This window comes from Winogradskya consettensis, assembly GCF_018332715.1.
In the GTDB taxonomy this organism is placed as follows: domain Bacteria; phylum Actinomycetota; class Actinomycetes; order Mycobacteriales; family Micromonosporaceae; genus Actinoplanes; species Actinoplanes consettensis.
The window spans coordinates 1-12876 of the sequence record NZ_BOQP01000052.1; the positions used below are offsets into that span (position 1 = coordinate 1).

Genomic DNA, 12876 nt, shown 5'->3' on the forward strand with positions numbered 1-12876 from the left:
TGACCATCCCGGCCCCCACCCGTCAACAGTGAGAAACCCGCAAAAAGGAATCAGGGCTTATCAAACGACACAGTCACAGTCGTGTACCCGAGCCGAGCGAAAAGGCTCTGCAGCATCTTCTCGGTATTGACCTGGGCCCGCTGATCCAACCCGCTGGAGTTGGCAGCCTCAGTGATCCGCTGCTGGGCGAGCTGATACACCCGCTGCTGCTGATTGATGTCGCTCTTGAACGCATCGCCGATCCGATTGAGCAACCCCCGCTCCTCGGCGACGACGTAGCTCTTCTGCATGTCGAGGGCGGCCTGCCCCTGCTGCGGGGCGGGGAGCGTGATGGTGATCTTCTTGTTGGCCTCGTCGACGGTGAGGGCCTTGTCGGAGAGCTGGGCGAAGTCGACGTATTCCTCGACGGTGCCGGAGCCGACGAAGAGGGTGCGCTGGTTGATCAGGAAGTCGGGGACGTTTTCCTTGTTCTCCTGGAGGTCGACGATGACCTGGAAGGTGCCGTCGGCGGCGACGTAACGGCTCAGGTCGCGCATCGACTGGAGGAGGACCGGCTGGCTGCGGTCGGTGGTCTTGTCGGCGAACGGGTTGTCGAAGCTGGGGAGCACGTTGACCGCGCGCAGACCCAGGCAGGACGCGACGATGAGCGCGAAGACCACGCCGGTGAAGATGAGGACGCGTGCGAAGCCGCCGATGCGGCGGGGCGCTTCCTGCTCCTCCAGCGTGGGCGCGGGGGCGGGCGGTGCCGCACCCTCCTCAAGGGCCAACGGATACTCCCTGGTCGGCTCGTCGATATCGGGCGATTGCGCCATCGGAGACACCCCCTTCACCTCAGGTCTTCTATACCCACGTTAGAGAGGGGGTACGACATTTTCAGCCGGCGAACGCGTTCAGACCGGTCAATTTCTGGCCGATCACGAGTTGGTGCACCTCGGAGGTTCCCTCGTACGTGAGGACGCTTTCGAGGTTGTTGGCGTGCCGGAGCACGGGGTACTCCCCGCTGATGCCGTTCGCACCGAGGATGGTGCGGCACTGGCGGGCGATCTTCAAGGCTTCGCGGACGTTGTTGAGCTTTCCCATGCTGACCTGCGCGGGGGTCGGTGAGTCCAGCCGGCCGAGGTGCAGCGCCAGCAGGTAGCCCTTCTGCAGCTCCAGCGTCATGTCGGCCAGTTTCGCCTGGGTCAGTTGGAAGCCCGCGATCGGCCGGCCGAATTGCGAACGGCTCCCGGCGTACTCGAGGGCGGTTTCCAGGCAGTCGCGGGCCGCGCCCAGTGCGCCCCAGATGATGCCAAAACGGGCTTCGGTGAGGCAGGACAGCGGGGCTTTCAGGCCGCGTGCGAGGGGGAGCTGCGCCGAGGCCGGGAGCCGGACGTCGTCCAGTGTGATCTCCCCGGTCGAGGAGGCGCGCAGGGAGAGTTTCTTCTTGACCTCGCGGACGCTGAAGCCGGGGGTCGAGGTCGGCACGGCGAAGCCTTCGACGCCGGCGTCGGAGCGGGCCCAGATCACGGCGACGTCCGCGACCGGGGCGTTGGTGATCCACATCTTGCCGCCGTTGAGGATCCAGTCGTCGCCGTCGCGGCGGGCGCGGGTGGACATGTTGGCGGGATCGGAGCCGTGGTCGGGCTCGGTGAGGCCGAAGCAGCCGATCAGTTCGCCGGCCGCCATGCCGGGCAGCCACTGCTGCTTCTGCTCTTCGCTGCCGAATTTCCAGATGGCGTACATCGCCAGCGAACCCTGCACGGAGACCAGCGAGCGCACGCCGGAGTCGGCTGCTTCGAGCTCCAGGCAGGCCAGGCCGTACTGCACCGATGACGCCCCCACGCAGCCGTAGCCGGTCAGGTGCATGCCCAGGAGGCCGAGCTTGCCGAACTCCAGGGCCAGCTCGCGCACCGGGACCGTGCCGCTTTCGTACCAGTCGGCGATGTGGGGGCGCACCCGATCGTCGACGACGCGGCGGGTGACGGCGCGTACGTCGCGTTCCTCGTCGCTGAGCAGATTGTCGAGCTCGAGCAGATCCAGCGGGGAAGCGGCCATGCCCTAAAACTAGCGGTGTTAGTTGTTGATGACGAGTACCCGGGCGTGGATCTGGTTTCGCTGCTGCAGGGCCGCCCGCAACGCGCGGTGCAGACCGTCCTCGAGATAGAGGGCGCCGTGCCACTCCACGACGTGCGGGAACAGGTCCCCGTAGAACGTCGAGTCCTCGGCGAGCAGCTTGTCCAACGCCAGCTCACGCTTGGTGGTGATGAGGTCGGCCAGGCGGATCGGCCGCGGTGGGATCTCCGCCCAGGACTTCAGCGTCGTGTGATGATCGGGGTACGGCGCTCCGTCCCGCACCGCTTTGAAGATCACGACGGCACGCTCCCCTCCGGTCACTCGACTGGTCACTCGATGGTTGAACTACCCACGGACAAGTGGATACGCCCTGTCAGCCTAGCGAGCCACCGGCCCAGCGGCCGGGCCCCACCTCGTCAACCTGAGATCAGGCGTTCCACCGGCCATGATGCACCACCTCGTCCACCGGCCGGTGCCCCCGCCGCAGTGACGGAGACCTCTTGTCCTCCGCTTTGTAACCCACGGTGAGCGCTCCCACCGGCATAAACTCCTCCGGTACGCCGAAAGCCGCCCGGAACGACGCGATCTTCTCGGGCGGAATGCCGAAAAAGAGTGAGCCAAGTCCCTCGTTCACCGCAGTGAGATGAATCAGCAGAGCGGCGAAACCGGTGTCGATGTCCCAGTAGGGCACGGGCCAGTGGCTCTCGGCGCGGTCCTCCCAGCCCTTGTCCGGCTGGGCATAGCGCTCCAGATAGACCGACTTGTTGGAGAGCGCGACGATGATCAGGGGCGCCGAGCTCATGCGCTGCAGCCAGGAGTCGGCCTCGGCGCCACTGTCCGTCGTCGAGGACCAGTAGAGAGCGCGGTCCTCGGGGCTCTGCAGCACCAGGAAACCCCAGCCCTGCGAGAAACCGGCCGAGGGTGCCCGCAGCGCGTGCTTCACCAGCTTGTCGACGATCTCCGGCGGCACCGGGCGGTCCGGGTCGTACGTGCGGACCATCCGGCGCCGGCGGAGAACCTCGTCGAATTCCACGAGCTCAGCCCTGCGAGGGGCGCACGCCCCAGGAGGCACGCCAGGTGGTGCCGGCGGCCAGCACGATCAGGTCGCGACCCGAGCGGTACGCATCCGGCGGACACGTCATCGGCTCGATCGCCACCGACCGGCGGAACCGTTCCCCGTGCAGGGTGTCGCCGGTGAAGACCTGCCACCAGCGGAAGCTCTCGTCGCCCCAGACCGTCACGGAGCTGCTGCCGTCGGGCGCGGCGATGGTGACCGAGGAGCCACCGTCCTCGTCGGCGATCAGGTCGCCCCACGTGGTGTCGAGCACGGCCGAGGCGATCCGGCGGGGCTCGGTGTAGTCGAACTCGGTGCCGGCGACCTTGACCGCGCCGATCGGCAGCAGCCGCCCGTCGGCGAGGATCTTGCTGCGCCCGGGGACGCGGAGCAGGATGTCGTCGACGGCGACACCGGGAAGCTGCAGGTACGGGTGGACGGAGAAGCCCCACGGCGCGTCCTCGTCACCGGTGTTGGTGACCTCCTGGTCCGAGCGCAGGCCGTCGGCGGAGACGCTCCAACGCGTCCGCAGGGTGAGCCCCCACGGGTATCCGACCTGGGCGGGCAGGTCGTACTCCAGCGTCACCGAGTCGGCGGTCTGCTCGGCGAGCTTCCAGCGGGACCAGTTGACCAGCCCGTGGATCGCGTTGTGCCGGGCCGGCTCGGTCAGCGGGAGCTGGTATTCCTTGCCCCCGAACGAGTAGTGCCCGTCGCGGATCCGGTTGGGCCAGGGCGCGAGGAGCGTGCCGGCCGACGCCGGGGTGATCACGTCCGGCCCGAAGCCGTCGAGCACCTCGCGGTCACCGACGGAATAGCCCCGGAGCACCCCGCCGACCTCGGCGACGGTGGCCTTGTGGCCTTCCGCCTCAATCGTCCACTGGGTCCCGGATTTCGCGGCCACAACGTTCGTCATGGGCGAAAGATTAGTCCTTGGTCTCCTCGGCCGAGGGCGGACGGTATCGAAGGAGGGCGGGGAAGGCCGCGGCAAGTGCGAGCGCGAGTCCGGCGGCGACGAATCCGCCGCCCGCCCAGGACGCCGTCGGCCCGGTCAGGTCGGCGGTGGCGCCGGCGCGGAGATCACCCAGGCGGGGGCCGCCGGCCACCACCACGGTGAAGACGCCCTGAAGCCGGCCCCGCAGCCGGTCGGGTGCGTAGACCTGCAGGATCGACTGCCGGTAGACCGCGCTGACCAGGTCTGCCGCGCCACCGACCGCCAGCAGGAGCACGGCGAGCCACAGGGAGTGAGCGAGCCCCGCGAAGCCGATCGCGACGCCCCAGCCCGCCACCGCGATCACGAGCGCGACGCCCTGCCGTTTGACCCGGCTGATCCAGCCGGATGTGAGTCCGCCCACAACCGAGCCGAGCGCGATCGCGGCGAACAACCAGCCGACCGCGGCGCCGCCGCCGAACCGTTCCTCGGCGATCTCCGGGAAGAGGGCCCGCGGCATGGCGAACACCATCGCGACGATGTCGACGCCGAAGGAGAGGAGCAGCACCGGCTGGGTGACCAGGAAGCGCAGGCCGACCAGGATGCCGCGCAACCCGGCCGTGGGCTTGGGAGCGCCCTCCTCCAGCTCGATCGGCGGGATGGGCGGGAGCCGGTAGGTGGCCCAGAAGGACACCGTGAACAGGATGGCGTCGACGGCGTACGCGATGGTCACGCCGTTGTCGGTCGAGAACGCGCCGAAGATCAGGCCGGCGGCCAGCGGACCGAGCACGCCGCCGGCGGTCGTGGTCGTGTAGTTGAGGGTGTTCGCCGAGGGCACCAGCGACGCGGGGACGATCCGCGGGATGATCGCCTGCCGGGTCGGCGAACTGACCGCGAAACCGGCCGACTGCACCGCCGTGAGCACCAGCAGCAGCACCGGGCTGTGCACGCTGAGCAGGCCCTGGACCAGCAGACCCAGCGTGGAGATCCAGGCCAGCATGGAGCTGGCGAGCAGCAGTTTGCGCCGGTCGATCACGTCCGCGGCCGCGCCACCCCACAGACCGAAGATCAGCAGGGGTACGAGGCCGGCGATGCCCAGCAGCCCGACCCACGCGGACGAGCCGGTGATCGCGTACATCTCGACCGGGACGGCGACCGACGTGAACTGGAAACCGAAGAACGAGATGCCACTTCCGAGCCACATCCGCCGGTACGCGACCTCGCGCAGCGGGCGGACGTCGATCACCCAGCGCTCACGTTCGACGACCTTCTCGGCGGCCTCGACGGGCTCCTGGCTCACGGGGCGAGCCTCTCGATGACCCAGGAACCCTCGACGCGGCGGTAACGCAGCCGGTCGTGCAGGCGGTTGGAGCGTCCCTGCCAGAACTCCACGGTCTCGGGCACCACGCGGAAGCCACCCCAGTGCGGGGGCGCGGGGATGTCGCCCTCGGTGCCGAACCGCTCGACCACCTCGGCCAGGCCCGCCTCCACAGCGGCCCGGTCGGGCAGCACCTGGCTCTGCGGGCTCGCCCACGCGCCGAGCTGCGACCCGCGGGGACGGCTCGCGAAATACTCCTCGGTCTCGGCCCGGCTCACCTTCTCGACCCGGCCGGCGACGAGCACCTGCCGCTGGATCGCGAACCAGGGGAAGACCAGGGCGGCCTGCGGGTTGGCGGAGAGCTCCGAACCCTTGCGCGAGGTGTAGTTGGTGAAAAAGACAAAGCCACTCATATCGTACGCCTTGAGCAGCACGGTCCGCGAACTCGGCCGGCCGTCGGCGTCGGCGGTCGAGACGACCATGGCGTTGGGCTCCGGCAGCGCGAAGTCCTCCGCGTCGGCGAACCAGCGGGCGAACTGGTCCGGCCAGTCGGCGGCCAGGTCCGTTTCGAGCAGGGAACCCCGCTCGCGGTAGTCGCGCCGCATGCCGGCGAGCGACTGTGGGTCAGAGGTCACAGAACCTTCTCTTTCTCCGGATCAGCACCACGAACCTAGATCTGCTTCGCGCGGGCGTCCCCTCGGCGAGGATAGGTGTCGCAGACAGCACATTTCCGCGGGTCGACCGTCAGGGTGGGCGAGCGGCAAGATGAGACTCCCGCGGCTTACGTGGAGCCGAAGGTCCCAGGAGGCACAAGTGTCCGATTCCAACCGGGACCCGGCGTTCAAGCCGGGTCTCGAAGGCGTGATCGCTTTCGAAACCGAGATCGCCGAGCCGGACAAGGCGGGTGGCGCCCTGCGCTACCGGGGTGTCGACATCGAGGACCTCATCGGTCAGGTCTCCTTCGGCAACGTCTGGGCACTGCTGGTCGACGGCCGGTTCGGGCCGGGTCTGCCACCGGCCGAGCCCTTCCCGGTGCCCGTGCACTCCGGCGACATCCGCGTCGACGTGCAGTCCGCGGTCGCCATGCTGGCGCCCTACTGGGGGCTCTCCCAGATGCTCGACATCAACGACGAGCAGGTGCGCAGTGACCTGGCCCGGGTGTCGGTGACCGCGCTGTCGTTCGTCGCGCAGGCCGCCCGCGGGCTGGGGCTGCCCGCCGTGCCGCAGAAGGACATCGACAAGGCCCAGACGGTCGTCGAGCGGTTCATGAAACGCTGGCGCGGCGAGCCCGACCCGCGGCACGTCAAGGCCGTCGACGCCTACTTCATCTCGGCCGCTGAGCACGGCCTGAACGCCTCCACGTTCACCGCGCGGATCGTCGCCTCCACCGGCGCCGACGCGGCCGCGTGCATCTCCTCCGGCATCGGCGCGCTGTCCGGCCCGCTGCACGGCGGCGCACCCTCCCGCGTGCTGCACATGATCGAGGCCGTCGAGCGCAGCGGCGACGCCGAGGGCTACGTGAAGGGCGTCCTCGACCGCGGCGAGCGGCTGATGGGCTTCGGCCACCGCGTCTACCGCGCCGAGGACCCGCGCGCCCGCGTCCTGCGCCGCACGGCCAAGGAGCTGGGCGCGCCCCGTTTCGAGGTGGCCGAGGCCCTGGAGCGCGCGGCCCTCGCCGAGCTGCAGGCCCGCAAGCCCGACCGGATCCTCGCGACCAACGTCGAGTTCTGGTCGGCGGTGATCCTCGACTTCGCCGAGGTTCCGGCGCACATGTTCACCTCGATGTTCACCTGCGCCCGGGTGGCCGGCTGGAGCGCTCACATCCTCGAGCAGAAAAAACTCGGTCGCATCGTGCGGCCCAGTGCGCGTTATCTGGGACCCGACTCCCGCAAGCCGCAGGACGTCGAAGGCTGGGACGCCGTCCCCCATAATCTCTGAGACACCCCGCTCCGGAAGGACCCCCTGTGACTGACCCGATCCGCATCCCCGACGACCTCAAGCCCGTCGACGGTCGGTTCGGTTCCGGGCCGAGCAAGGTCCGCCCGGAAGGGGTCGAGGCGCTGGCCCGTGTCGCCACCACCTTCCTGGGCACCTCGCACCGGCAGAAGACCGTCAAGGACGAGGTCGCGCGGCTGCGCCGGGGCATCGGCGAGTTCTTCGGGCTGCCCGACGGCTACGAGGTGATCATCAGCAACGGCGGGACCAGCGCGTTCTGGGAGACCGCCACGTTCGGGCTGATCCGGGAGAAGGCCCAGTTCGCGGAGTTCGGCGAGTTCGGGGCGAAGTTCGTCAAGGCCGTCACCGACGCCCCCTTCCTGGCTGACCCGACGGTGCACAAGGCCCCCGGTGGAGGCGCGGCCTATCTGCGTGCCGAGGCAGGAGTCGACACGTACGCAAGCGTGCAGAACGAGACGTCAACCGGCGTCGCCGTGCCCGTCAAGCGGGTCACGGGCGCCGACCCCGGCGCGCTGCTGCTGACCGACGCGACCTCCGGCGGCGGCAGCCTCGACGTCGACCTCACCGAGACGGACGTCTACTACCTCGCGCCGCAGAAGGCGTTCGGGTCGGACGGTGGGCTGTGGATCGCCCTGATGTCGCCGGCCGCGATCGACCGCGCCTACAAGATCAAGGAATCCGGCCGCTACATCCCGCAGTTCCTCGACCTGGTGACCGCGATCGAGCAGTCCCGCCTCGAGCAGACCTACAACACCCCGGCACTGGCCACGGTCTTCCTCGCGGCCGAGCAGGTCGACTGGATGAACGCACAGGGCGGCCTCGCCTGGGCGGCCAAGCGCAGCGCCGAGAGCGCTGCGGCGATCTACGGCTGGGCGGACCGCTCCGCGGTGGCGACCCCGTTCATCACCGATCCGGCCCTGCGCTCCAACGCGGTCGCCACGATCGACTTCGCCGACGGCGTCGACGCGGCGGCGATCGCCAAGGTGCTGCGAGCCAACGGCATCGTGGACACCGAGCCGTACCGCAAGCTGGGCCGCAACCAGCTCCGGGTCGCGCTCTACCCGACCGTCGACCCGGCGGACGTCGAGGCGCTCACTCGATGCATCGATTTCGTCGTCGATCGACTCTGAACCATGCGGCCGCGCCTCCCGTACTGACAGGCGGCAATGTCGCCGATGGCGGGAGGCGCGATGGCACGGACTGGAATCGACACCTCGATCCTGCACAAGGGTGCGCACAGTGCGTCCTATTTTGATCTTGCTCGAAACGCGGGCGAGGGTGTGGAGATCGTCGACTTCTGCATCCCGTGCAACCCGTACTTCCCCACGCCGGAGATGTTCGACGAGCTCTCCCGCGACCTGAAGAACATCCTGAAGTACTACCCGAGCGACTCGGCCAGCATCACGGCCAAGCTGGCATCCGTGCTCGGCCTGCACCCGCAGACGGTGACGATGGCGAACGGCTCCACCGAGCTGATCACCTGGATCGACCACCTGCTGATCAAGGAGAGCGTGGCGATCCCGATCCCCACGTTCGGCCGGTGGACCGATCAGCCGCTGGAGACCGGCAAGCGGGTCGACATGTTCCCGCTGCAGGAGCGCGACGGCTTCCGGCTCAACCTGGAGGAGTACGTCCGCTTCATCCGTGACCGCGGCACCCGCGTCGCGGTCGTGTGCAACGTCAACAACCCGGACGGCAACTACCTCGCGCGGCGTGACGTGGTGCGGTTCATGGACGCGCTCAGCGACCTCGACCTGGTGGTCATCGACGAGTCCTTCATCGACTTCTCCGACGCCGAGCAGTACCCGTCGGTCGGGCCGGACGCCGTCATCCGCCCCAACGCGGTCGTCCTGAAGAGTCTGGGCAAGAACTTCGGCCTGCACGGCATCCGCTTCGGATATCTCATGGCCAACCCGGCGATCGCCGGCAAGATCGGCAAGGCCCTGCCGAAGTGGAACCTCAACTCGCTCGCCGAGAAGGTCGTCTACATGATCCAGGACCACGAGGCGGAGTACGAGGACAGCCTGCGCCTGCTCAGCCGGGACCGGCGCACGATGGCCGCGGAGCTCGCCCGGGTCCCGGGGCTCACCGTGTTCCCGTCGCAGGGCAACTTCATCCTGGTCAAGCTTCCGACGGAGTGGTCGGGGACCGGGCTGCGGGACTATCTGGTGGCCAACCACGGCGTCTACACCCGTGAGTGCGGCAACAAGCTCGGCATGACCAGCCAGTTCATGCGGCTCGTGGTGCGGCCGGCCCGGGACGTCGACCGGCTGCTCGACGGGATGATGGACTACGGGCGGCAGTTCCGGGTGCGGGCGGCCTACCAGGAGATCGCGTACGAGGAGGACAACCGTGGTGTCTGGAGCCCGGCCGCCGAGGAGCAGCCCGACAACCTGATCCAGTACCCGTCGACGCACCGCTCGCCCGAGTATGCCGGCCGGCGGGTCGTGAACGGCTGAGCCGAGCCGGTGTTGCAGGACAACCCGGAACCTTCTTCCGGAGCTTGTTCATCGACGCGCCGGGCTGGGTATACGTGCGCCACGCCGGTTGCGGTTGCCTGCTCTGGCCCGCGTACGTATAAATGGTCCTGGTTGTTCAGTTCTTGAAGATCATCTTTGCAGGTCAATGCTTTTGACGGCGTGGCTTACCACCATTGGGTGACCGAGGCGCGTACCGTGTTCCGAAACGCGCCCGGGTGGCTGACTCTCGGGAGCACGGACCCACGAGCGTTCAGGAACGGGACGGAGGCAACGCATGCGGCCGGTACGCTTCGTCGCCCTCTCCGAGGACGGTCAGGCTCTGGTGCTCGCCGATGAGGTGGGCCGGCTCCTGGCTCTCCCCATCGACGACCGGATCAGCGGCGCCCTGCACCACGAGGCGGGCAGCGCGACGACCGTCGCCGGCACCGCCGTGGCAGTCGCCAACGCCGAGGTCATGGCCTCACTGTCGCCTCGCGACATCCAGGCGCGCATCCGCTCCGGCGAGTCCGCCGAGGACGTCGCCCGGGTCGCCGGTGTCCCCGTCGACCGCGTCCTGCGCTACGCGGGCCCGGTGCTGCAGGAGCGGGCCATGCTGGCCCAGCACGCGCGCCGCACCCGGCTGAAGACCTCCGACTCGGGCGCACCGCTCGCCGAGGTGGTCGACGGCCGGCTCGCCCAGCACGGCATCGACACCGAAAAGATCTCGTGGGACGCGTTCCGGCGCGAGGACGGCACCTGGCGCATCATCGCCACCTGGCCGTCCGGCAAAGCCACCGCCCAGGCCGTGTGGAACCTCGACAAGGGCCGCCAGGTCGTCTCCCCGCACGACGACATGGCGCAGTATCTCTGCGCCGAGCGCCCCACCCCGATCCTCGGCCAGGAGCCGGCTCCCGAGCGCGGCGCTCATGAGCGCGGCGGCCACGGTCTCCCCGGCCCGTCCCGCATCGCCGAGCCCACCCGCGGCGGCCGCGGCCTGCCGGCTTCCGACGCTCCCCGGACAGTTCGTGACCCGATCCGGGCCGGCCGGGACGCGTTGCTTGCCTCACTCGACCGGCCGCTCGGCAACGACCGTCCGGGTCGCGGTCTCGAGCCCGCCGCGCAGGAGACCACCCGGCGTCCCGTTGCCGGGGGTGCCGCTGCGCTGCTCGGCGGCGGATCCGGTTCCGCGTTCGACGACGACGCCGACCTGCCCAAGGAGGTTCCGGCGGTGCCGAGCCTCGCGGTGCTGCGTCCCCGTCGCACGGTCGGCGCCCAGAACGAAGCCGAGACCGACGAGACGTCGGCCAAGCCCCGTAAGCGCCTGCCGAGCTGGGATGACGTGCTGTTCGGCGGCGGGCCCGCGGCTCGCGAGAGCTCCTAGAGCCGCACCTAGCGGAGCTTGAGCCCGGCCGCCTTGAGCTCTTCCTCCACGCGCAGCCGTTCCAGGTCGCGGTCCATCCCGTCGAGCACGGCCAGTTGATGGCTCACCCCGAGCGCCTCGCTGGCCATCTGCAGATTGTTGTCATAGGCCAGCTGCACGGCGGCCTGCCAGCGAACCGACTCGGCGCACAAACCACTCGTACGCTCGCGGGACAACCGGCGCAGCTCGGCGGCGACGTATTCGATGCACGGGTCCGGCCAGGGTGGACGCACCCAGACGCTGCAGTCCGCGGCGAGGTGCCGATAGGCGTCACGGTTTCGCCGCGCACGGTTGTCCGCCGCGCGGCGATCAGGGTGCGACATGACGGTGCGGACGCCGGGCACGACGATCACCGGCAGCAGCACCGCTAGAAGCACAACGATGTGCATGATTGCCACCGACTGAAACTAAGCCAACGGTAATTGGAACGGACAGAGCCGTTCGGATGACTTGAGCTGCCAGTATTCCGACAGATCCACGTCAGCCGATCCGGCGGTCACGCCCTGCGAACCAGCCGGCGATCATCTGCGGGACCGTCAGCAAGGTCATCAGTGCCAGCGGCACGTGCCAGGTGCCGCTGCGTTCGTAGAGGGCGCCGACGACGAACGGGCCCGGGATCGACAACAGGTATCCGGTGCTCTGCGCGAAGGCGGAGAGCCGGACCACCACCGCGGGCGTCCGGCCGCGCATCGCGATCATGGTCAGTGCCAGCGGGAAGGAGAGGTTGGCGACGCCGAGCAGAACCGCCCACAGCCAGGGTGCCGCGGTGGGGGCGGCCCACAGCCCGCCATAGCCGGCGACGCCGAAGAGGCCGATGGCGACGGCGACCCAGCTCTGGCTGGTCAGCCGGCCGACGATCGCGGAGAGCGCGAACGAGAGCGGCACTCCGAGCACGGAGGTGACCGCGAAGAGCAGGCCAGCGGTGCTCGCGGACAGGCCCGCGTCCCGGAAGATCTGCGGGAGCCAGCCCATGATCACGTACGCGGCGGTGGACTGCAGGCCGAAGTACACGGCGAGGGCCCAGGCGACGGGGTGGCTCCGGAGGCGTACGGGGACCGCCTCGGCCTGGGCGGGTCCCCGGTCACGGTCGCGGGCCAGCAGGATCCATGGGGGTACGGCGACGGCGGCCACAAACGCCCACACCACCAGCCCGAAGCGCCAGTCCCCGCCGAACAACCCGCTGGTCAGCGGCACCGTCACGGCCGCCGCGGTGGAGGCGCCGAAGTTGAGCGCGACCGAGTAGAGGCCGGTCATCAGGGGCACCCGGTCGGGGAACCGCTGCTTGACGACGACCGGTAGGAGCACGTTGGCCAGGGCGATTCCGGCCAGGGCCAGCGCGGTGAAGGCCAGGAAGAGCGGCGCGCCGCCGGCGAACGGGCGCACGGCCAGCCCCAGCGTGAGAGCGGACGCCCCGAGCGCGATGGCGCCGCCGGTGCCCCAGCGCCGGGCCAGCAGCGGCGCCGAGGAGCCGATCAGGGCGAAGCAGAGCGCGGGCACGGAGGTCAGCAGGCCGGCGAGCGCCGCGCTCATGCCCAGGCTCAGCCGCACCTCCTCCAGGACCGGGCCGAGGCTGGTGACCGCGGGGCGCAGACTGATCGCCATGAGAACCAGACCCGTGACGGCCAGGACACGGGAGGGGGTTCTGCTGCGGGTCTTGGCCATCGTCATGAGCCCATCATAGAATCATGG

13 protein-coding genes are annotated in these 12876 nt (G+C 69.3%); 4 read left to right on the plus strand and 9 right to left on the minus strand.

Annotation, left to right across the window (positions count from 1 at the left end; genetic code table 11):
* Window positions 1-50: 50 nt before the first annotated feature.
* From Aco04nite_RS40960 to pdxH, 7 genes are all read right to left on the minus strand, one after another.
* On the minus strand, window positions 51-812 hold the full coding sequence (locus Aco04nite_RS40960; RefSeq protein ID WP_213002577.1) for a DUF4230 domain-containing protein: 762 nt from the start codon (window positions 810-812) through the stop codon (window positions 51-53).
* A 61-nt stretch (window positions 813-873) separates the two neighbouring features.
* Window positions 874-2034 (minus strand): acyl-CoA dehydrogenase family protein, encoded by a 1161-nt coding sequence (locus Aco04nite_RS40965; RefSeq protein WP_213002578.1) that lies wholly within the window; start codon window positions 2032-2034, stop codon window positions 874-876.
* 18 nt (window positions 2035-2052) lie between these two features.
* Window positions 2053-2349, minus strand: coding sequence for a type II toxin-antitoxin system VapB family antitoxin (locus Aco04nite_RS40970; protein WP_203836935.1), 297 nt, complete (start codon window positions 2347-2349; stop codon window positions 2053-2055).
* 130 nt (window positions 2350-2479) lie between these two features.
* A complete protein-coding gene (locus Aco04nite_RS40975; protein ID WP_213002579.1) occupies window positions 2480-3085 on the minus strand; it encodes a nitroreductase family protein in 606 nt (201 codons plus the stop codon).
* Between the two features lie 4 nt (window positions 3086-3089).
* Window positions 3090-4019: an aldose 1-epimerase family protein gene (locus Aco04nite_RS40980; protein ID WP_213002580.1), complete on the minus strand. Its 930-nt coding sequence runs from the start codon at window positions 4017-4019 to the stop codon at window positions 3090-3092.
* A gap of 10 nt (window positions 4020-4029) precedes the next feature.
* Entirely contained in the window at window positions 4030-5334 is a 1305-nt protein-coding gene (locus tag Aco04nite_RS40985) for an MFS transporter (RefSeq protein ID WP_213002581.1), read from the minus strand.
* The gene (gene pdxH, locus Aco04nite_RS40990; RefSeq protein ID WP_213002832.1) at window positions 5331-5957 is read right to left on the minus strand and encodes a pyridoxamine 5'-phosphate oxidase; all 627 of its coding nucleotides are present in this window, start codon (window positions 5955-5957) and stop codon (window positions 5331-5333) included. The genes Aco04nite_RS40985 and pdxH overlap by 4 nt, the downstream gene beginning before the upstream one ends.
* Before the next feature lie 208 nt (window positions 5958-6165).
* Here pdxH and Aco04nite_RS40995 point away from each other — a divergent pair, with 208 nt between their 5' ends.
* The 4 genes from Aco04nite_RS40995 (at window position 6166) to sepH (ending at window position 11148) form a co-directional block, all read left to right on the plus strand.
* Window positions 6166-7290 (plus strand): citrate synthase 2, encoded by a 1125-nt coding sequence (locus Aco04nite_RS40995; RefSeq protein WP_213002582.1) that lies wholly within the window; start codon window positions 6166-6168, stop codon window positions 7288-7290.
* A gap of 26 nt (window positions 7291-7316) precedes the next feature.
* Window positions 7317-8438 carry a phosphoserine transaminase gene (serC, locus tag Aco04nite_RS41000; RefSeq protein ID WP_213002583.1) on the plus strand — a complete coding sequence of 374 codons (1122 nt, stop codon included), beginning with the start codon at window positions 7317-7319 and terminating at the stop codon, window positions 8436-8438.
* Between the two features lie 60 nt (window positions 8439-8498).
* Complete coding sequence (locus Aco04nite_RS41005) at window positions 8499-9767, plus strand: pyridoxal phosphate-dependent aminotransferase (RefSeq protein ID WP_213002584.1); 1269 nt, start codon at window positions 8499-8501, stop codon at window positions 9765-9767.
* Window positions 9768-10062: 295 nt separating this feature from the next.
* A complete protein-coding gene (gene sepH, locus Aco04nite_RS41010) occupies window positions 10063-11148 on the plus strand; it encodes a septation protein SepH (protein WP_213002585.1) in 1086 nt (361 codons plus the stop codon).
* A gap of 8 nt (window positions 11149-11156) precedes the next feature.
* Here sepH and Aco04nite_RS41015 read toward each other — a convergent pair whose 3' ends face one another.
* Together Aco04nite_RS41015 and Aco04nite_RS41020 are read right to left on the minus strand one after the other, a co-directional pair.
* Window positions 11157-11576, minus strand: coding sequence for a hypothetical protein (locus Aco04nite_RS41015; RefSeq protein WP_213002586.1), 420 nt, complete (start codon window positions 11574-11576; stop codon window positions 11157-11159).
* Window positions 11577-11667: 91 nt separating this feature from the next.
* Window positions 11668-12855 carry a CynX/NimT family MFS transporter gene (locus tag Aco04nite_RS41020; protein ID WP_244876671.1) on the minus strand — a complete coding sequence of 396 codons (1188 nt, stop codon included), beginning with the start codon at window positions 12853-12855 and terminating at the stop codon, window positions 11668-11670.
* Window positions 12856-12876: the final 21 nt, after the last annotated feature.